Annotated in this window: 16 protein-coding genes and 1 pseudogene; 10 read left to right on the top strand and 7 right to left on the bottom strand. The window is 73.9% G+C overall.

The genetic code is table 11. From position 1 onward, the window contains the following. Nucleotides 1-576: 576 nt before the first annotated feature. Nucleotides 577-1854 carry an MFS transporter gene (locus tag ACZ5GT_RS22765; RefSeq protein WP_469028346.1) on the bottom strand — a complete coding sequence of 426 codons (1278 nt, stop codon included), beginning with the start codon at nt 1852-1854 and terminating at the stop codon, nt 577-579. Nucleotides 1855-2097: 243 nt separating this feature from the next. Then, nucleotides 2098-2904 (bottom strand): annotated as a pseudogene (locus tag ACZ5GT_RS22760) (peptidase dimerization domain-containing protein); the annotation flags it as partial. Nucleotides 2905-2948: 44 nt separating this feature from the next. Between ACZ5GT_RS22760 and ACZ5GT_RS22755 the strand changes: the two are divergent. Both ACZ5GT_RS22755 and ACZ5GT_RS22750 read left to right on the top strand, forming a co-directional pair. Continuing rightward, nucleotides 2949-3683 carry an Orn/Lys/Arg family decarboxylase gene (locus tag ACZ5GT_RS22755; protein WP_469028343.1) on the top strand — a complete coding sequence of 245 codons (735 nt, stop codon included), beginning with the start codon at nt 2949-2951 and terminating at the stop codon, nt 3681-3683. Nucleotides 3684-3962: 279 nt separating this feature from the next. Continuing rightward, the gene (locus tag ACZ5GT_RS22750; RefSeq protein WP_469028340.1) at nt 3963-5621 is read left to right on the top strand and encodes a catalase; all 1659 of its coding nucleotides are present in this window, start codon (nt 3963-3965) and stop codon (nt 5619-5621) included. A gap of 71 nt (nt 5622-5692) precedes the next feature. Here ACZ5GT_RS22750 and ACZ5GT_RS22745 read toward each other — a convergent pair whose 3' ends face one another. Continuing rightward, nucleotides 5693-6019, bottom strand: a complete 327-nt coding sequence (locus ACZ5GT_RS22745; RefSeq protein WP_351893633.1) for an antibiotic biosynthesis monooxygenase family protein — start codon at nt 6017-6019, stop codon at nt 5693-5695. Between the two features lie 172 nt (nt 6020-6191). Between ACZ5GT_RS22745 and ACZ5GT_RS22740 the strand changes: the two genes are divergently transcribed. The 4 genes from ACZ5GT_RS22740 (at nt 6192) to ACZ5GT_RS22725 (ending at nt 9048) form a co-directional block, all read left to right on the top strand. Further along, nucleotides 6192-6896, top strand: a complete 705-nt coding sequence (locus ACZ5GT_RS22740; protein ID WP_469028331.1) for a nucleotidyltransferase family protein — start codon at nt 6192-6194, stop codon at nt 6894-6896. Next, entirely contained in the window at nt 6893-7189 is a 297-nt protein-coding gene (locus tag ACZ5GT_RS22735) for a BON domain-containing protein (RefSeq protein WP_469028325.1), read from the top strand. The genes ACZ5GT_RS22740 and ACZ5GT_RS22735 overlap by 4 nt, the downstream gene beginning before the upstream one ends. Continuing rightward, nucleotides 7186-7938, top strand: coding sequence for a metallophosphoesterase family protein (locus ACZ5GT_RS22730; protein WP_469028319.1), 753 nt, complete (start codon nt 7186-7188; stop codon nt 7936-7938). The genes ACZ5GT_RS22735 and ACZ5GT_RS22730 overlap by 4 nt, the downstream gene beginning before the upstream one ends. A 117-nt stretch (nt 7939-8055) precedes the next feature. Further along, entirely contained in the window at nt 8056-9048 is a 993-nt protein-coding gene (locus ACZ5GT_RS22725) for an NAD-dependent epimerase/dehydratase family protein (protein WP_469028316.1), read from the top strand. Nucleotides 9049-9210: 162 nt separating this feature from the next. On the opposite strand, the gene ACZ5GT_RS22720 is transcribed toward ACZ5GT_RS22725, so the two are convergent. Beyond that, nucleotides 9211-9732: a hypothetical protein gene (locus tag ACZ5GT_RS22720; RefSeq protein WP_469028310.1), complete on the bottom strand. Its 522-nt coding sequence runs from the start codon at nt 9730-9732 to the stop codon at nt 9211-9213. A gap of 234 nt (nt 9733-9966) precedes the next feature. Here ACZ5GT_RS22720 and ACZ5GT_RS22715 point away from each other — a divergent pair, with 234 nt between their 5' ends. Both ACZ5GT_RS22715 and ACZ5GT_RS22710 read left to right on the top strand, forming a co-directional pair. Further along, on the top strand, nt 9967-12348 hold the full coding sequence (locus ACZ5GT_RS22715; protein WP_469028307.1) for an ATP-binding cassette domain-containing protein: 2382 nt from the start codon (nt 9967-9969) through the stop codon (nt 12346-12348). 225 nt (nt 12349-12573) lie between these two features. Then, complete coding sequence (locus ACZ5GT_RS22710) at nt 12574-13713, top strand: acyltransferase family protein (protein WP_469028301.1); 1140 nt, start codon at nt 12574-12576, stop codon at nt 13711-13713. Between the two features lie 15 nt (nt 13714-13728). Here ACZ5GT_RS22710 and ACZ5GT_RS22705 read toward each other — a convergent pair whose 3' ends face one another. Next, a complete protein-coding gene (locus ACZ5GT_RS22705) occupies nt 13729-14247 on the bottom strand; it encodes a GNAT family N-acetyltransferase (protein ID WP_469028294.1) in 519 nt (172 codons plus the stop codon). On the opposite strand from ACZ5GT_RS22705, the gene ACZ5GT_RS22700 reads away from it, so the two are divergent. After that, on the top strand, nt 14246-14872 hold the full coding sequence (locus ACZ5GT_RS22700) for a helix-turn-helix domain-containing protein (RefSeq protein WP_469028289.1): 627 nt from the start codon (nt 14246-14248) through the stop codon (nt 14870-14872). The genes ACZ5GT_RS22705 and ACZ5GT_RS22700 overlap by 2 nt on opposite strands. A 149-nt stretch (nt 14873-15021) precedes the next feature. Here ACZ5GT_RS22700 and ACZ5GT_RS22695 read toward each other — a convergent pair whose 3' ends face one another. After that, a complete protein-coding gene (locus ACZ5GT_RS22695) occupies nt 15022-16044 on the bottom strand; it encodes a Gfo/Idh/MocA family protein (protein WP_469028284.1) in 1023 nt (340 codons plus the stop codon). Between the two features lie 316 nt (nt 16045-16360). Continuing rightward, the gene (locus tag ACZ5GT_RS22690; RefSeq protein WP_469028279.1) at nt 16361-17014 is read right to left on the bottom strand and encodes a vitamin K epoxide reductase family protein; all 654 of its coding nucleotides are present in this window, start codon (nt 17012-17014) and stop codon (nt 16361-16363) included. 636 nt (nt 17015-17650) lie between these two features. Between ACZ5GT_RS22690 and ACZ5GT_RS22685 the strand changes: the two genes are divergently transcribed. Next, nucleotides 17651-18550: a universal stress protein gene (locus ACZ5GT_RS22685; protein ID WP_469028274.1), complete on the top strand. Its 900-nt coding sequence runs from the start codon at nt 17651-17653 to the stop codon at nt 18548-18550. The last annotated feature ends 88 nt before the right edge of the window (nt 18551-18638 follow it).

Genomic DNA, 18638 nt, shown 5'->3' with positions numbered 1-18638 from the left:
GAAGGCATGTGTTTCTTTGTCCCCAGGGGTGTGGACGGCGCGGTGGTGGTCGGCCTGCTGGGCGTGCCCCTGGGGGGGGGGGGGGTCGACCCCCCCGCCCCCCCCCCCCCCAGGGCAGGCCCGGGTCGGCCCGGACTTCGCCCGACGGCCGGTGCCGCTCGGCAGCGTCTCCTGCGCCGCCGAGTGCGTCGCCGACCGCCTCAAGCGGCCGCCGCCCCCCTCCCTCGCCCCGGGCGAACCGGCAAAGTACCCCCGCCTCCGCCCCGACGATCCGCTGTCCTCGGCCCACCCGCCTGCCCCGGCATCCGCCGCCACCCGGGCGCGGCGCTGCCCCGGCCCGCGCCACGGGGCCCGTCCGCCCCGGCCGACCGCCTCGACCGGGCGGACGTCCGGGTGGGTCCGCGCGATGCCGGTGGGCAGCGGACGGTGTCCGCGGTCTAGGCCTGCGGTTCAGGCGGGCTGGTCGGGGAGGGCCGGGGAGCCGCGGTCCCCGCGTGGTGGCGGACCGTCGGCAGGCCGCCCGTGACAGGGGCGGCCGGGCGGGGCTGCGCGGCGTCCGCGGTGCGGGCCCGTGGTTCAGGCGGGCTGGTCGGGGAGGGGCTGGGGGGCTGCGGCGGCTGCGCGGTGGCGGACTGTCAGGAGGCCGGCCGCGACGATGGCGGCGGCCAGCCCCAGCGTGCCCACCGCGCCGGCGAGGGTGCCGACCGCGGCCTCGCCGGCGAGCAGCACGAGCGGGCAGACGAACTCCCCGCCGAAGAAGGCCGCCAGCCACAGCCCCGTGCCCCGGCCGCGGTCCTCGAACGCCAGGCGGGACATCGCGCTGGTGAGCAGGGCGGGCAGCAGCATGCCGGTGCCCACGCAGTTGACCACCGCCCCGACGACCAGCAGCGGGGCGCCGCCCGCGAGGAACATCACGCCGAAACCGAGCGCGCACAGCGCGAGGACGGCGGGCAGCATCGGGTCGGGGGAGCGCTTCAGCCGCGCGAAGGTGACCGCTCCGCCCACGGTGGCGGCGCTGGCGACGGCGGTGGCCAGCCCGATCACGCCGGAGCTCTTCACTCCGAGGTCGTCGAGCAGGTACGACATCTCCACCGGGACCGTGTAGAAGACCATCGCGCCGAAGAAGGTCAGGGCGCAGATGCCCGCCATCCGCCGCCAGGGGAACTGGCGCCGCGTCTCCGCCCCGGCGGGAGCGGCGTCACCGGCCGACGCGCCGGCCGCCGGGCTGGGCAGGGCCGTGGCCATCAGCGGGGCGAGCACCAGGCTCACGGCGTACACCCAGAACGGCGCCCGCCAGCCCGCCGAGCCGGCGGCGCCGCCGAGCACGAAGAAGACGGTGGCCGACGCGGAGGCGCACATGGTCTGCAGGGCCAGGTAGCGCACCCGCCGCTGACCGCTGTAGTAGTCGCCGATCAGCGTGGTGCAGCAGGTCATGATCGCGGCCTCGGCGACACCGACCAGGGCGCGACTGGCGATGACCGCGCCGAGCGAGTCCAGCCACAGCGGCGCGGTGCCGAACACGGCGTACAGCAGGGTCGCCCAGATCAGCAGGCGCTTGCGGCCCAGCCGGTCCACGATCAGCCCGGCGAACGGCGCCAGCAGCGCCAGCGCCAGCGCCGGCACGGTCAGCGCGAGCGGCACCAGCGCCTTCGCGCCGGGGACCGACGCGAAGTGGTCCTGCATCTTCGGCAGCACCGGGGCGATCAGCACCGCGCCCAGGATGGGCAGGCAGCTGCCCGCCATCAGCAGCGTCACCCGCAGCAGGTGGGCCGGGCCCGAGACGCCGACGGGCGGCGGCCCGGCGACGGCGTCGTCGGCCGTGGCGGGCGGCGGGAGCGGGACGGAACCGGGCATGGCGACTCCAGGGACGGTGTACGGGAGCGGGCATGCCTGTGACGGGCGCCGACGGCGCACGGCATGCTGCGGACGGCCGCACACCGGCGGCCGGTTCCGGGACAGCGGCGGCTGGTCCGGACGGGGGCGTGCGGGCAGTGACGACTATGGGCCGTCCCGGCCCGGGCCGCCATCCTCCGCACGATCCGAATCCCGTATCCGCCGCATCCGTGCCGTGGATACGCCCGGATGCGTCCGGCCAGGTCAGCGGGCCGGTCCGGCCGCCTCCGCGCGGTGCGCCCGCCAAGCAGCGGCGCGCAGGGCCTCGTCGCGCAGGATGTCGACCGCCGTGCACGCCAGCGCCTCGGTGGCCGCGGCGAGCACCCGGCGGGCCCGGTCCGCCGCCGCGGCGGCGAACTCGGGCGTGTGGTCGGATCCGTCCTCGCCCGTGATCGCGACGAGCGGGTGGATGGCCGGGACCAGCCCGCTGACGTTGCCGATGTCGGAGGAGCCCAGGTACACGCCGGGCCGGGGCGGCGTGAGGTCGACACCGGCGCGGGAGAGGTGGGCCGCGAAGCGCTCGGACAGCGCCTCGCTGTCCCGCAAGTGCTCGTAGCGGACGGTGGCGCGCTCGACGGCGACGGTGGTACCGGTGGCCTGCGCGACGCCCGCGGCGCAGGAGCGCAGCTGCCCGGCGAGGTCGTCCAGCGCCCCGGTGGTGGCCGCCCGCAGACCGAAGCGGCCCTCGGCGTACTCGGGGACGATGTTCGTGGCCGTGCCGCCGTGCGTGACGATGCCCTGCACGTGGGACGCCTCGGGCAGCCGCCGCCCGAGCGCGGCCAGCACGTTGAACATCTCGATCAGGGCCGCCAGCGCGTCGATGCCCTCGGTCGGATTGCCCGTGGGGTGCGCCGCCCGGCCGTGGAAGCCGACCACGTACTGCTCCTGGGCGGTGAGCGGCGCCCGGACCCAGTCGTGCACACCCGGGTGGAACATGAGCGCCGCGTCGACGCCGTCGAACACCCCGGCCTCCGCCTCCAGCGCCTTGCCGCCGCCGCCCTCCTCCGCCGGACGCCATCGAGCAGAGCTCCGTCTTCCACCTCCAGCACGACCGGGTGGCGCCCGAGGTCCTCAAGCAGCGGGAGGACCTGCTCGGCACCACCAGTGCCTCCTCCCTCGTCTACGCGGCGCTCGACGGCTGGCGGCGCCAGATGGTCGAGCAGGGGCACGCGCTGCTGGACGCGGCGCTGCGACGCGCGAAGCGGATCCGGGCCGCGGTCGAGGAGATGCCGGGGCTGGAGGTGATGGGCCAGGACGTCCTCGACGAAGGACTCGCCGCCGACTACGACCCCCTGAAGATCGTGGTCGACGTCCGGGGCCTGGGCGTCAGCGGCATGCAGGCCGCCGAATGGCTGCGCGCCGCCTGTCAGATCGACGTCGGAGGGTCGGACACCTGCCGTCTCAGCGCCTCGATCACCCACGCGGACGACGACGGCACGGAGAAGCCGCTGGTCGACTCGCTGCACGCGCTGGCCGAGCGCGCCGCCGAGATCGAACGCCTGCCGGAGGTCCGTCTGCCCGAGCCGTCCGCGCTGGAGCTGGAACAGGCGCTGCTGCCCCGCGAGGCGTTCTTCGGGCCCACCGAACAGGTGCCCGCCGAACGGGCCGTGGGCCGGATCGCGGCCGAGATGATCAGCCCGTACCCGCCCGGCGTCCCGGTCGTGGCCCCGGGCGAGGTGATCACCGCGGAGATCCTGGACTACCTGCGCAGCGGCGTCGAGCACGGCTTCCTGATCGCCGACGCCGCCGACCCGACGGTGCGCACCGTGCGGGTGGTGGCGCGGGACTGACCTGGCGGCGGCGCGGGCCGATCGGGTGGCCGGCCCGGGACCCGCCGGGCGGTGGCGCGGGAGCCGCCGGGTGCCGGCGCGGGGCCGATCGGGCGAGCGGTGCGCGATCGACCGGTGGCGGCCTCATGACTGCCGGGCCATCGTGAGCGATATGACCGAAACGCCCCGGTATGTGCCGCCTGGAGCCGCGGGTACCCGGGGGCACCCGAGGCCCGGCGGAGGCTGCCCGTCAGCCGTGCCTCCCGCCGGCGCGACAGACGAGCCCAAGGAGCCACGGCCATGACGGACGTATCCAGCAGGGGATCCGCACCCGGCGACGACCGGAAGGTGCTCACCAACCGGCAGGGCCACCCCGTCTACGACAACCAGAACCAGCGGACCGTCGGCGCCCGCGGCCCGGCGACCCTGGAGAACTACCAGTTCCTGGAGAAGATCAGCCACTTCGACCGGGAACGCGTCCCCGAGCGCGTGGTGCACGCCCGGGGCGTCACCGCGTACGGCTGTTTCGAGGCGTACGGCGCCTGGGGCGACGAGCCCATCGGCCGCTTCACGCGCGCCAAGCTGTTCCAGGAGCGGGGCAAGCGCACGGACGTCGCCGTCCGCTTCTCCACCGTCATCGGCGGCCGGGACTCCTCCGAGGCCGCCCGCGACCCCCGCGGCTTCGCGGTGAAGTTCTACACCGAGGACGGCAACTGGGACCTCGTCGGCAACAACCTGGCCGTCTTCTTCATCCGGGACGCCATCAAGTTCCCGGACGTCATCCACGCCCTGAAGCCGGACCCCGTCACCTTCGAGCAGCAGCCGCGCCGGATCTTCGACTTCATGTCGCAGACACCGGAGTCGATGCACATGCTGGTCAACCTCTTCAGCCCGCGCGGCATCCCCGCCGACTACCGCCACATGCAGGGGTTCGGCGTCAACACCTACAAATGGGTCAACGACGAGGGGCGCACCGTACTCGTCAAATACCACTGGATGCCCAAGCAGGGCGTGCGCAGCATGACCGAGGAGGACGCCGCCAACGTCCAGGCGGACTCGCTCGGCCACGCCACCAAGGACCTCTACGAGGCGGTCGCCCGCGGCGAGCACCCGGAGTGGGAGCTCCTGGTCCAGATGATGGACGACGACGAGCACCCCGAACTGGACTTCGACCCGCTGGACGACACCAAGACCTGGCCGGAGCAGGACTTCCCGCCCAGGCCGGTCGGCCGCATGGTGCTCGACCGGATGCCGGAGAACTACTTCGCCGAGAACGAGCAGATCTCCTTCGGCACCGGCGTGCTCGTCGACGGCCTGGACTTCTCCGACGACAAGATGCTCGTCGGCCGCACCTTCTCCTACAGCGACACGCAGCGCTACCGGGTCGGCCCGAACTACCTGCAACTGCCGGTCAACCAGGCCAAGAACGCCCAGGTGCGCACCAACCAGCGCGACGGCGCGATGACGTACCAGGTGGACGGCGGCGGCGAGAACCCGGCCGTCAACTACGAGCCGTCGATCACCGGCGGGCTGCGCGAGGCCCAGTACCCCGCGCACGACGAGCAGGGCCCGGAGATCCGCGGCCGGCTCACCCGCAAGCGCATCCCGCGCACCGACGACTACCGGCAGGCCGGGCAGCGCTACCTGCTGATGCAGGACTGGGAACGCGACGACCTGGTCAAGAACCTCGTGACCCTGCTGTCCCAGTGCGACCGCGAGGTGCAGGAGCGCATGGTGTGGCACTTCCTGCTGGTCGAGAACGACCTCGGTCTCCGCATCGGCGAGGGCCTCGGCATCACCCCCGAGGACGTCGCCGACCTCGAACCCCTGGCGAGCCAGGACCTCACCGACGAGGACCGCGAACGCCTCGCCAACCTGGGCAAGAACCCGCCGCGCGATGTCGAGGGCGTCACCATGACCCACTGCGTGCCGAACGAGCGCCACGTCGTGACGCGCTGAGCCCCGGGGCCTCGGAGCTTGTACCGACGCGCGGCCGGGCGCGGAGCGGCAGTCCGCGCCCGGCCGTCGGCTCACGCGCTCTTCGGTCCGGCCTGCTGCACCACCTCGAAGGACCACACGGTGGAGTCGGTGGCGGCCGGCCTGGGCCGCTCGCCGCCCTCGCCGCCGCCCTGGTGCGCGGCCTTCATCGGACCTTCCATCCAGGCCTGGAACGATTCCTCGTCCCGCCACCGGGTGTAGACCAGGTACCGGTCGGTGCCCTCCACCGGGCGGAGGAGCTCGAACCACTCGAAGCCGTCGGAGCCCTCCACGGCGTGGGCGCGGGAGGCGAACCGCTTCTCCAGCGTCTCCCGCTGCTCGGCCGGCACGGTCAGGACGTTGATCTTCACTACGCTCATGTGCCCATCCTGCCCGACGCTCCGTCACCGCTCGCGGCAGGGCCGACGCGTGCCGCCGCGCGCCGTGTCACCGAGGGCCTGCCGGGTACCCGTCCCGGCGGATCGCGGCCGGTCGGGCCCGGGGTGGGGCCGCGCCGGACCGCACTGTCGGGGAAGGGAGCGGGCATTGGGCATGAGGCAGAACGGCGACGACGCGGCACTCGCAGGGCGGGCGGAGATCTCCGGACTCCGGCCGGCGGCGGCCGAACCGGCGCCGAAGGCCGCACCGCGCGCACAGGAACTGCCCCGCGACCGCAGCCAGGCGATCCTGGAGGCGGCCAAGCAGGTGGGCGCCGTCCTCAAGCGCGACGGGCACACGTTCGCGCTGGCCGGGAGCGTGGCGTTCTACGCCCACGGCGGCAGCGGCAGCTTCCAGCACGACGTCGACTTCTGCGTACGGCGGGAGGACGCCGAGGCGGTCGCCGACACGTTGCGCGAGGCCGGTCTCACCGTCTACGCGCCCCCCGAGGACTGGCTGCTGAAGGCCACCTGTTTCGGCCAGCACGTCGACCTGCTCTTCGAGTTGGCGCACCGGCCGGTGACCACGGAGCTGCTGGCGAGGGCGCGGGACCTGCCCGTCGACTCGGTGACCATGCCCGTGCTGGCGCCCACCGACCTGGTGTGGAGCCTGATCGCCGCCTTCTCGGAACACCACTGCGACTTCGGGGCGGTGCTGCCGGTCGCCCGCACACTGCGCGAGAAGGTCGACTGGGAGGCCATCCGCGGCGACTGCGGGGACCGGCCCATGCCCGCCGCCTTCCTGTTCCTGCTCGAACGCCTCGGCATCATCGCCCCCGCCCCTGCTCCCAACGCCGCTCCCGGTAAGGAGACCTCATGACCCACCACGGCGTCGGCCCCGCCACAGACAGCGGGGCAGCGCGGCATCCGGAGAACCTGGACTACCGGGTGGCCCACCTCGCCGAACGCCTGGCCGCCGGGGACCTCGGCGAGCTCGGCGTGCGGGTCGAGGCCCACGGGCAGGCCGTCCTGCTCGGCGGCACGGTGCCCTCCGCGCAGTGCCGCGACGAGATCCTGCGCATCGCCCGCGAGGAACTGTCCGGCCTCCCCGTCCACTGCGATCTCGTGGTCGCGGAGGCGTCCGTACCCGACCGGGCGGAGGAACTCGCATGATCCGTGTCGCCGCCGTCGGAGACATCCACATGGGGCCCGAGAGCCAGGGCACGCTCCGCCCCGCGTTCGAGACGCTGCCCGAGTGCGCCGACGTCCTGCTGCTGGCCGGCGACCTCACCCGCCACGGCACCCGCGAGGAGGCCGAGGTGGTCGCCCGGGAGATCAAGGACCTGGCGGTCCCCGTCGTCGCCGTCCTCGGCAACCACGATCACCACGCGGACCGGCCCGCGGAGGTCACCGCCGTCCTGGAGGAGGCGGGCGCCCGGGTGCTGGAGGGACACGGAACCGTCGTGTCCGCCGCCGGCGCGCGCATCGGCGTGGCCGGCACCAAGGGGTTCGGGGGCGGCTTCGTGGGCCGCTGCGCCGGCGAGTTCGGCGAGCCCGTCATGAAGGAGTTCGTGCGCTACTCGCGCCGGTGCGCCGACGGGCTGCGGAGGGGCCTGGAGGAGCTGCGTGAGCAGGAGTGCGACGTACGGATCGCGCTGACCCACTACTCCCCGGTGCCGGACACCCTCGCCGGGGAACCCCCGGAGATCCACCCGTTCCTCGGCAGCTACCTGCTGGCCGAGGCGATCGACACCGCCGGCGCCGACCTCGCCGTGCACGGCCACGCCCACGCGGGCACCGAACGCGGCATGACCAGCGCCGGGGTGAAGGTGCGCAACGTCGCGCAGCCAGTCATCGGACGCGCCTTCCACGTCTACCACCTGCACGTCGCCGAGCGCTCCCCGGCAGCGTTCACTGCGTGAAGCCGACCGCGGCCGACCGGGGGCCGAGGTGTGAAGCCCGCCGCCCGGGGAACCTCGTGTCGCACCGGCCGGGAAACCGGCGGCCGTACCGCGCCGGACGTGGGCAGAGGACGGGCCATGACTGCTGCGACGACGTGTTCTCCCTGGCGACGCGCCCTGGTGACCGGAGGCGCCGGTTTCCTCGGCAGTCATCTGTGCGAGCGCCTGCTGAGTGCGGGTACCGAAGTCGACTGCGCCGACAACCTGCTGTCGGGTTCACGCGAGAACATCGCCCACCTCGAGGGGCTGCCCGGGTTCCGGTACGTCGAGGGCGACGTGTGCGACCCCCGGGCGCCGGCCCTGCTGCCCGGCCCGTACGACCTGGTGCTGCACTTCGCCTGCCCCGCCTCTCCGGTCGACTACCTCCGGCTGCCCCTGGAGACGCTCGACGCCGGGAGCCTGGGCACCCGCGCCATGCTGGCCCTGGCGGAACGCGACCGGGCGCGCTTCCTGCTCGCCTCGACGTCCGAGGTGTACGGCGACCCCCTCGTGCACCCGCAGCGCGAGGACTACTGGGGCAACGTCGACCCGATCGGGCCGCGCAGCGTCTACGACGAGTCGAAGCGGTTCGCCGAAGCCCTGGTCACCGCCCACGCCGGCGCCCGCGGGACGGACGCCGGGATCGTGCGGCTGTTCAACACCTACGGGCCGCGGATGCGCGCCCATGACGGCCGCGCCGTGCCGACGTTCGTCTGCCAGGCACTGGCCGGCGAACCGCTGCCGGTGGCCGGCGACGGGCGGCAGACCCGCTCGCTGTGCTACGTGGACGACACCGTCGACGGCATCTTGCTGGCTGCCGCGAGCCGGTCGGTGCGCCCCGTCAACATCGGCGGGTCCGACGAGGTCACCGTCCGCGAGCTGGCCACCCGCATCGTGGAACTGACCGGGTCCTCCTCCCGCATCGAGTACGTCGAACGGCCCACCGACGACCCGCAGCGGCGCCGCCCGGACACCGCCCTGGCCCGCGGGACGCTGGGCTGGGCGCCCCGCGTCTCCTGGGAGGAGGGCATCAAGCAGACCGTCGCCCACTTCGCCGCGACCCAGCCGGCCCGGTCCGCCCGGCCGGCGTAGGGGCCCGGGCGCGGTGGCGGAGGTCCGGCGGCGGGCGATGGAGGCCGGGGCGGCCGTCGTAGACGGTGACCATCTGATGCCGTGTCCGTGCGGCGGCGCGCCCGTGCGGTCGCGTGTCCGGCCCATGACGGGATCGGCCCGTGACGGGATCGGCGTGGCATGTCAGTCGGGGCCGTCGCCGTCTCTCGGGAGGGTGTCGAGGAGCGGGCCGCCGCAGGTGGGGCAGCGGTGGTCCGGCCTCGGCCGGGCGGTGTCGCGGCCGGCGGTCAGCTGCAGGGCCAGCTCCACCGCGGCCGGCACGAACAGCGCACCCGAGCCGTCGGGCGGGACCAGCCAGCGCAGCCGGCCGACGGCCCGGTGCGGTGCGGGCACCGCGACCCAGGTGCCCCTGCCCGAGTAGCGGACCCCGGAGCCGATCCACCGGCCCGCGGGATCAGGCGGGAGGAAGAAGGCCACCCGGCGGGCGACGGTGTCGGCGAGCGCGGGACCGGGCGGCTGGGGGATGCCCAGCAGCGCGCCCAGGGCCGGGAGCGCCAGTTCCTGGGGCACGCTCAGCACGTCCCAGAACCGTCCGCAGGCCAACACCGCGACGCCCGACTCGCCGTGCCACTGCCGTTTGCACTCCCGGGGATCGTTCGCGGCGGCCGCCAGCCATTCCATGGCCTGCCGCGTGGCGGTCTGCATGGTGTTCCTCCGCGATCCGGGTGCCCGCACGAACGGGGACCGGCTGCTCCCGGCCGGGGCGGCCGATGCCCGCCCGTTCATGCTGGTGGACAACTCGGTGCCGGGGAAGGGGTGGCGAACCGTGGCGAATGCGAACCGGCGCCTTCGGTCAGGAATGGAGAAGCGCGCGGCGCCCCTCCGCGCCTAGCCTGACGGCCATGGCGGTCCCGACCCACGGATGGAGACAGCAACAGCATGGCCGAGAAGACCGACGCCCAGTCGCCCGCGCCGCACGTCGCCGACAGCCACGACCTGATCCGCGTGCACGGCGCGCGTGAGAACAACCTGAAGGACGTCAGCGTCGAGATTCCCAAGCGCCGGCTGACGGTCTTCACCGGCGTCTCCGGCTCGGGCAAGAGCTCGCTGGTCTTCGACACCATCGCCGCCGAGTCGCAGCGGCTGATCAACGAGACGTACAGCGCCTTCGTGCAGGGCTTCATGCCGACGCCGGCCCGGCCCGAGGTCGACGTCCTCGACGGGCTGACGACCGCGATCATCGTCGACCAGCAGCGGATGGGCGCCGACCCTCGCTCCACGGTCGGCACCGCCACCGACGCCAACGCCATGCTGCGCATCCTCTTCAGCCGGCTGGGCGAGCCGCACATCGGCCCGCCCAGCGCCTACGCCTTCAACGTCCCCTCGGTGCGGGCCAGCGGGGCGATCACCGTCGAGCGCGGCAACAGCAAGGCCGTGAAGGCCACGTTCACCCGCACCGGCGGCATGTGCACGCACTGCGAGGGCCGGGGCACGGTCACCGACCTCGACCTCACCCAGCTGTTCGACGACTCCAAGTCCCTGAACGAGGGGGCGATCACCGTCCCCGGCTACAAGGGCGGCGGCTGGAACCACCGGCTCTACAGCGAGTCGGGCTTCTACGACCCGGACAAGCCGATCGGCAAGTTCACCGAGCAGGAGCGGCACGACTTCCTGCACCGCGAGCCGACCCGCATGAAGATCGCGGGCATCAACATGACCTACGAGGGCCTGATCCCACGGATCCGGAAGTCCATGCTCGCCAAGGACAAGGAGGCGATGCAGCCGCACATCCGGGAGTTCGTGGAGCGGGCGGTCACCTTCACCACCTGCCCCGGCTGCGACGGCACCCGGCTCAGCGAGGGCGCCAGGTCGTCGAAGATCAAGGGGACCAGCATCGCCGACGCCTGCGCCATGGAGATCCGCGACCTGGCCGAATGGGTCGGCGGGCTGTCCCAGCCGTCGGTGGCGCCGCTGCTCACCGCGCTGCGGCGGACCCTGGACTCCTTCACCGAGATCGGGCTCGGCTACCTCTCCCTCGACAGGCCCGCGGGCACGCTGTCGGGCGGCGAGGCGCAGCGGGTGAAGATGGTCCGCCACCTCGGCTCCTCCCTGACCGACGTCACCTACGTCTTCGACGAGCCCACCATCGGCCTGCACCCGCACGACATCCAGCGGATGAACGAGCTGCTGCTGCGGCTGCGCGACAAGGGCAACACCGTGCTGGTCGTGGAGCACAAGCCGGAGACGATCGCGATCGCCGACCACGTCGTCGACCTCGGACCGGGGGCCGGCGCGGCCGGCGGCACCGTCTGCTTCGAGGGCACCGTCGAGGAGCTGCGGGCCGGCACCACCGTCACCGGCCGCCATCTCGGCGACCGGGCGAGACTGAAGGACACGGTGCGGAAACCCACGGGGACGCTGGAGATCCGCGGCGCGTCGGCGAACAACCTGCGCGACGTCGACGTGGACATCCCGCTCGGGGTCATGGTCGTCGTCACCGGCGTCGCCGGCTCCGGCAAGAGTTCGCTCGTGCACGGTTCGGTCCCGGCCGGGGCGGGGGTGGTGTCGGTCGACCAGAGCCCGATCAAGGGCTCGCGGCGCAGCAACCCCGCGACGTACACCGGCCTGCTCGAACCGGTCCGCAAGGCCTTCGCGAAGGCCAACGGCGTGAAGCCCGCGCTGTTCAGCGCCAACTCCGAGGGCGCCTGCCCCACCTGCAACGGCGCCGGGGTCGTCTACCTGGACCTGGCCGTGATGGCCGGCGTCGCCGCCCCGTGCGAGGACTGCGAGGGCAAGCGGTTCCAGCCCTCGGTGCTGGAGTACCGACTCGGCGGCAAGGACATCAGCGAGGTGTTGGCGATGCCGGTGGCCGAGGCCCGGGAGTTCTTCGGCGCCGGCGAGGCGCGCACCCCCGCCGCGCGCGCCGTCCTGGACCGGCTCGCGGACGTCGGGCTCGGCTACCTCACCCTCGGCCAGCCGCTGACCACGCTGTCCGGCGGTGAGCGGCAGCGGCTGAAGCTGGCCGTGCACATGGCCGGCAAGGGCGGCGTCTACGTCCTCGACGAGCCCACCACCGGCCTCCACCTCGCCGACGTCGAGCAGTTGCTCGGCCTGCTCGACCGGCTGGTGGACTCCGGCAAGTCGGTCATCGTGATCGAGCACCACCAGGCGGTCATGGCGCACGCCGACTGGATCGTCGACCTCGGGCCCGGTGCCGGACACGACGGCGGCCGGATCGTCTTCGAGGGCACCCCCGCCGACCTCGTCGCCGCTCGCTCCACCCTCACCGGCGAGCATCTCGCGGCCTACGTCGGCGCCTGACCGGGCCCGGCACCGGAACACCGTCCGTCCGTCCGCCGCAGCGGCCTCGCGGGCGGCGGCGGTCCGCGTCCGGTCCGCGTCCGGTCCGCGTCCGTCCGAATCCGTACGCGTCCGGTCCGCGCCCGGGTTTGCGCGGCCGGAACGGGGTCATCAGGATGCCTGGAGCGTCCTGCCGGCGTCTCCCAGGTGCGCGTCGGGTGAGGGGTGTTGGGTCTGTCCGGGTTCGTGCGGGAGGAAACCGCCGGTCGAACGCAGCCGCCGGGCGGCTCCCCGCAATCGGCGGCCGCGCCGCCCGCGGCCGCCGACGGGAGCGGACGGCAGCGGGACGCGTTCTTCGACAACGCCAAGTACCTCGCGATCGTGCTCGTCGCGATCGGGCACGCCTGGGAGCCGCTGCGGCACGGCAGCCGGACCGTCACCGCGCTCTACACCGTCGTCTACGCCTTCCACATGCCGGCGTTCATCGTCATCTCGGGCTACTTCTCGCGGACCTTCGACGCGTCCCCCGCGCGGATCAAGCGCCTGGTCACCTCGGTGGCCGTTCCGTACGTCGTCTTCGAGGTGGCGTACACCCTCTTCACACGGTGGTCCGACCACGCCCCCGACCGTCCGGTCACCCTGCTGGAGCCCCTGTACCTGACGTGGTTCCTTGCGGCGCTGTTCGTCTGGCGGCTGACCACTCCCGTCTGGCGGGCGGTGCGGTGGCCGCTGCCGCTCGCGCTCGCCGTCGCGATGCTGGCCACCCTCTCGCCGTCCATCGGCGAGGACCTCGACCTGCAGCGCACCCTGCAGTTCCTGCCGTACTTCGTGCTCGGCCTGTGCCTGCGGCCGGAGCACTTCCGCCGGGTGCGGCGGTGGCGGACGCGTCTGCTCGCCCTCCCGGTGTTCGTCTGCACCCTCGCCGTGGTGTACCTGATGACCCCGAGGTGGGACTACGCCTGGCTGTTCCACCGCGACAGCGCCGAGGAACTGGGCGCTCCCGCCTGGCAAGGCCCGGTGATGACGCTGGCGGTCTTCGGCTGCTCGACGGTGCTCGTCGCCTGCTTCCTGTCCTGGGTGCCGGGCCGCCGGACGTGGTTCACCGCACTGGGCGCCGCCACGCTCTACGGCTACCTGCTGCACGGCTTCGTCGTACAGAGCTCCAAGCCCTGGGGCTGGTACGCGCCGGCCTGGATTCACCGGCCGGTGGGCGCGGTAGTGGTGACCCTGACGGCCGCCGGGATCGTCACGCTCCTGTGCACCCCGCCGGTACGGCGCCTGTTCCGCTTCGCGGTGGAACCCCGGATGGACTGGGCGTTCCGCCGCCCCCGCCAGGCCGCCGCCCGCGTCCCGGCGCAGGCTCAGGCCGCCCCGGGCGAGAGCTGAGCAGGCCTCGGCGGCTCAGCTCAGTCGCAGGTGCATGAGGGTCAGGTCGAGCCATCGGCCGAACTTGGTGCCGACCTCCGGCACCGTGCCGGCGTGCCGGAACCCGAACCGTTCGTGCAGCCGGATCGAGGCCGTGTTCCCGGCCTCGATCCCGGCGATCACGACATGGTGACCGGCCTCGCGGGCCGCGGCGACGACGGCACCGAGGAGCGCCGACCCGATGCCGAGCCCCTGCCGGTCCTCGCGGACGTAGACCGAGTCCTCCACGGTGTGCCGGTAGCCGTCCAGCTGCCGCCAAGGGCCGAAGACCGCGAACCCGGCCACCTCGCCCGCCACCTCGGCGACGAACGCCGAGCCGCGCTCCAGGTGGGCGGCGAGCCAGGCGGCGCCCTCGGCGGGGGAGAGCGGGGTCAGTGTCCACAGGGCCGTCGAGTGCTCGACGGCGTGGTTGCGGATCACGCGGACGGCCTCGGCGTCGTCCGGCCGGGCGGGGCGCACGGTCGCCGCCAGCTGCCTCTCATATAGTGGATTCATGTCCAACATAGTAGATCCTCTGGTCGAGCAGATCGCCGCCCGCGTCCGCGTCGAGCGGGAACGCCGCCGGTGGACGCTGGCCCAGCTGGCCGACGCCTCCGGGGTCTCCCAGGCGATGATCAGCCGGATCGAGCGCGGCGAGTCCAGCCCCACCGCCGTCGTCCTCGGCAAGCTGTCGGCCGCCTTCCAGCTCAGCGTCGCCTCCCTGCTCGCGCTTGCCGAGGGCGCGCAGGACGGCGCGGTAGGCGGGGAGGGCGGAGAAGGCGGGGAAGGGGCGCACGACGAGTCGGGCGTGCGCCGCCGGGCCGACGCGGCCGAGTGGCGCGACCCCGCCACCGGCTACCGGCGCCGCCAGATCACCGGCCCCGGCTTCCCCGCCGAGATCGCCGAGATCAGCCTCCCCGCCGGGGCCCGCGTGCCCTACCCGGCCGCGGCCTTCGCGTTCGTACGGCAGGTCGTCTGGGTCCTCGACGGCCGCCTGACCTTCCACGACGGCGACACGGTGCACGAGCTCCACGTCGGCGACACCATCGAACTCGGCGAGCCCGCCGAGCGCGTGTTCGCCAACACCACCGACACCGCCTGCCGGTACGCCGTCGTCCTCGCCCGCGACACCCGGCCGTGACCCGCCCCGTCGAGGGACACCCTGGAGTCGAGGGGCGCCCCGGAAGGGACTCCGGCAGACGCCCGGACCACGGCGGAGGGCCCGGGCCGGGGCACGGCCCACGTACGCCGTGCCCCGGCCCGAGAGCCGCGCCCGCCGCGGGCGCCGGTTCAGGCCGGCGTCAGCGCCGGCTCGCCGGTCTCGCCGGGGTAGCGGACGCCGATGCGCTCCCGGAGCGCGTCGAGCGTGCGCATGACGGCGAGCGTGCCGTCCAGGGGCACCATCGGTGACTCGGTCTCACCGGCCCGCACGGCGCGCATGACCTCCAGGGCCTCATGGCGGAAGCTGTCGACACGGCCGTCGGCCGGATCGGCGGTGAACTCCTCCGACGTGTGACCGTCGCGGTGCAGCACGAAGCGGTCGGCGTGGAAGAAGGAGTGCGGCAGCTCGATCCGGCCGCGTGAACCGGTCACCGACGCGGTCCTCGGCGAGTCGCCGACGATCGAGCAGTGCAGCAGCGCCTGCGCGCCGCTGTCCCATGACAGCAGGGCGCTCGTCTGCAGGTCCACGCCCTCCGCCGACCGCACCGCCCGCGCCGTCAGGTCCGACGGCTCGCCCAGCAGCAACTGCGCGAACGACACCGGGTAGACGCCCAGGTCGAGCAGCGCGCCGCCGCCCTGCGCCGGGTCACGCAGCCGGTGCGACGGCGAGAAGGGCCCGCTGATGCCGAAGTCGGCCTGTACCGCGCGCACTTCGCCGATCGCCCCGTCCTTCACCAGCTCCGCGACGCGGCGGATCACGGGGTTGCAGTACATCCACATGGCCTCCATCAGGAAGCTTCCGCTCTGCCGCGCCAGCGCGACCAGTTCCTCGGCCTCGCGCAGGTTCAGGGTGAACGGCTTCTCGCACAGCACGTTCCGCCCCGCCTCCAGGCACACCCCGGCGGCGGCCCGGTGCGCCGAGTGCGGGGTGGCGACGTAGACGACATCGATGTCGGCGTCCTGGGCGAGAGCGTCCCAGTCGCCGTAGGCACGCGGTATGCCGAACCGCTCCGCGAAGATCCGGGCCGACTCTGCGCTGCGCGAGGCCACGGCCACGACCTCGGCGTCCGGCAGGTCCACCAGATCGGCGGTGAACGCCGCAGCGATCCCCCCGGTCGCCAGAATGCCCCACCGCACGGGTTCCCCGGCCATGCCCACCCCTTGTCCTGTACCTCGGCCACCTCGACTGTGATCGCGAGGATATCCGGGCGGACGGTCTACGGGCAGTGCGGGCAGTGTCGACGGGGAGGGCCTCAACCGCTTCTCGCGGCTCCTGATTGCGCGGTGCGCAGCTCCCGGCTGCTTCCCCGCGTCTGTTCGGGTCCCTCCCCGTCCCCTCAAGGAGATCATCGCGGCGCCGTTGCCCGACAGGGCCGTCCGGCCCGGCGTACGAGGGCCGGAAGGCCCCGCGGACGGCGGCCCGATGGCCCGACTGTTCGCCGGCCCGGCCCGGCCCGGCCCGGCCCGGTCACAGGAGGCTGCTCCAGTAGGACCAGAACCGGGTCAGGAACAGCGTCGCGATCAGGCCGTACCAGGCGATCAGCAGCATCCAGTGCGTCTCCAGGACCAGGCGCAGCGCACCGCGGCCGCGGGCCGGCACGGGAATGACGCCGTGGCGGAGATTGTGCAGGGTCACGTACCAGAACAGCGCGATGGTCACCGCCCACACCACGGCGCAGTACGGGCAGATCCGGTTCAGCTCGAACAGCGATACCCGCATCAGCCAGTGCACGAACACCACCGCGGTCAGCGCCCCGGCGTTCAGCGTCAGCCACAGCCAACGGCTCAGCCGCGTTCCCGCCAGCACGGCCACACCGAGCACGGCGACCACGGCGAACGCGCTCAGCCCCAGCAGCATGTTGGGGAAACCGAACAGATTGCCCTGCGGGCTGGACATGGCGCTGCCGCAGCCCACCACCGGGCTCACGTCGCACAGCGGCTGGTAGGCCGGGTCCTTCAGCACGCGCCAGTCGATGACGGTGAGCTGGAAGGAGGCGAACCAGCCGACCAGACCGGTGACGGACATCAGCAGGCCCGTACGCCTGCCGGACCGGGGTGGGGCGGGCGCGTCGGCGGCGAGCACGGGCGCTCCTTTCTTGTCGGGATTCCTGCCGGGATTCATGCACGGGAGTCTCGCCGGGAGCCGCGCGCTCGTGACGGGCACGCGGGGCCGTCCGGTGCCGCGGCCGGTCCGCCCGGCCGGGCCCTTCCGCGAGACGCCCGGACGCTAGCGGGCCGCCCGGCCTGGGCGCCTGGGCCGAACGCCCCCGCACGCAGCGCCGTTGGGCCCCTCCCCGGGCGGTCGTCCGGGGACCGCCGGCCGCACCGGCAGGGACTGTCCGGCCCAGGTGCCGGCCTCCACGGCACGACGATGCTGGGTCCCGGCCGGCCGGAAGGCGTCCGGCTGTCCGGCTCTCGTCTTCTCGTGCCCAGGGCCGGGCAGTCACAGCGTCTCCGGACCGGTCGCCGTCCGGTTCCGCCGTCTCCGCCGGACGAACCATCCGCCACGTCCCGGCGCACGCGGCCGGTGCGGGCCGGCCGCCGGTCCCACCGGCCGCGCCGGGGACGTGGCGGACCGGCATCCCGCCGCGTGTCGACAGACGGGGGTGATGGGCGCTGCGACCGGCCACGCGCGGTCTCACCGCGACCGGCGGATCCGGTGTCGAAAGCAGCGCTCCCGGGTACGCGGCCGCAAAGGCGGCGCTCCGCCCGCCCGGCGGGCGGAGCCCGGCCCCTGGTGACGGACGGAGTGCCTGCCATGACCGACGCACGCCAAGGAACCGTGGTCGTCGGAGTCGACGACTCCTCGCACACCTGGGTCGCCGCCGAGTGGGCGGCCCACGAGGCGCAACTGCGCCATGGCGTGCTCCGGCTCGTGCACGCCGCCGGGCCCGGCACGGAACTCGGCGGTGCCAAGACGGGGGCGGGGCTCACCGAGCAGGTCCTCCAGGGCGCCACCGGGCTGCTGGACCTCACCCGGGAACGCCTCGCCACCAGCCGCCCGGACCTGCAGATCGACACCGTCCTGTCGCAGGACACCCCGGCCGAGGCCATCCTCGCCGCCGCCGGGGACGCCGACCTGATCGTGGTCGGCACCCGCGGGCGCGGCGGCTTCGCCGGGCTGCTGCTCGGCTCGGTGAGCCTGAAAGTGGCCGCCCACGCGGACCGGCCGGTGGTCGTCGTGCGCGGAGGCAGGGACCGGCCCCTGCACGAGGGCATCGTGGTCGGCGTCCGGGACGACCGGGACGAGGAGGCCGTCCGGTTCGCCCTCGTCGAGGCGGAGCTGCGCGCGGTCGGTGTCCGGCTGGTGCACGCCTGGACGCCGCTCGGCCAGGCCGGGCTGATGGTGCCGCAGGTCGACCGCATCGACGAGGAGCGGCAGGCCCACGCCCAACTGCTGAACCACGTCGCCCGGCCCGTCGCCGACCACCCGAAGGTGCACGTCGACACGGAGCTGACCGTCGACACGCCGGCGGGCGCGCTGGTGGAGGCGTCACGGCGGGCGGGGCTCGTGGTGGTGCCGCGGCATCCGGCCGAGGGCCGGCTCGGTCTGCACCTGGGTTCGGTGGTCCACGCGGTCCTGCACCACGCCGCCTGCCCCGTGGTCGTCGTCCCCACGGACCGACGCCATACGGAGCCGCAGGCCCACCCCGCGTGACTCCCCGGCCGGCGCGGCATGACGGCGAAGCCGTCGCCGCCCGCGCCGTCGTCCGGTCGATCGCCGCCGCCTGGTCGGCCGCCGTCGT

The organism is Streptomyces sp. NPDC031340 (genome assembly GCF_055569945.1).
The sequence above is the reverse complement of the archived record's forward strand: the minus strand, read 5'-3'. Positions and strand labels throughout refer to the sequence as shown.

What these genes read in the sequence shown, in the direction of transcription:
- ACZ5GT_RS22765 (WP_469028346.1), bottom strand. Translation starts at nt 1,854, where the DNA reads ATGCCCGGTTCCGTCCCGCTCCCGCCGCCCGCCACGGCCGACGACGCC.
- ACZ5GT_RS22750 (WP_469028340.1), top strand. Translation starts at nt 3,963, where the DNA reads ATGACGGACGTATCCAGCAGGGGATCCGCACCCGGCGACGACCGGAAG.
- ACZ5GT_RS22745 (WP_351893633.1), bottom strand. Translation starts at nt 6,019, where the DNA reads ATGAGCGTAGTGAAGATCAACGTCCTGACCGTGCCGGCCGAGCAGCGG.
- ACZ5GT_RS22740 (WP_469028331.1), top strand. Translation starts at nt 6,192, where the DNA reads ATGAGGCAGAACGGCGACGACGCGGCACTCGCAGGGCGGGCGGAGATC.
- ACZ5GT_RS22735 (WP_469028325.1), top strand. Translation starts at nt 6,893, where the DNA reads ATGACCCACCACGGCGTCGGCCCCGCCACAGACAGCGGGGCAGCGCGG.
- ACZ5GT_RS22730 (WP_469028319.1), top strand. Translation starts at nt 7,186, where the DNA reads ATGATCCGTGTCGCCGCCGTCGGAGACATCCACATGGGGCCCGAGAGC.
- ACZ5GT_RS22725 (WP_469028316.1), top strand. Translation starts at nt 8,056, where the DNA reads ATGACTGCTGCGACGACGTGTTCTCCCTGGCGACGCGCCCTGGTGACC.
- ACZ5GT_RS22720 (WP_469028310.1), bottom strand. Translation starts at nt 9,732, where the DNA reads ATGCAGACCGCCACGCGGCAGGCCATGGAATGGCTGGCGGCCGCCGCG.
- ACZ5GT_RS22715 (WP_469028307.1), top strand. Translation starts at nt 9,967, where the DNA reads ATGGCCGAGAAGACCGACGCCCAGTCGCCCGCGCCGCACGTCGCCGAC.
- ACZ5GT_RS22700 (WP_469028289.1), top strand. Translation starts at nt 14,246, where the DNA reads ATGTCCAACATAGTAGATCCTCTGGTCGAGCAGATCGCCGCCCGCGTC.
- ACZ5GT_RS22705 (WP_469028294.1), bottom strand. Translation starts at nt 14,247, where the DNA reads ATGAATCCACTATATGAGAGGCAGCTGGCGGCGACCGTGCGCCCCGCC.
- ACZ5GT_RS22695 (WP_469028284.1), bottom strand. Translation starts at nt 16,044, where the DNA reads ATGGCCGGGGAACCCGTGCGGTGGGGCATTCTGGCGACCGGGGGGATC.
- ACZ5GT_RS22690 (WP_469028279.1), bottom strand. Translation starts at nt 17,014, where the DNA reads ATGAATCCCGGCAGGAATCCCGACAAGAAAGGAGCGCCCGTGCTCGCC.
- ACZ5GT_RS22685 (WP_469028274.1), top strand. Translation starts at nt 17,651, where the DNA reads ATGACCGACGCACGCCAAGGAACCGTGGTCGTCGGAGTCGACGACTCC.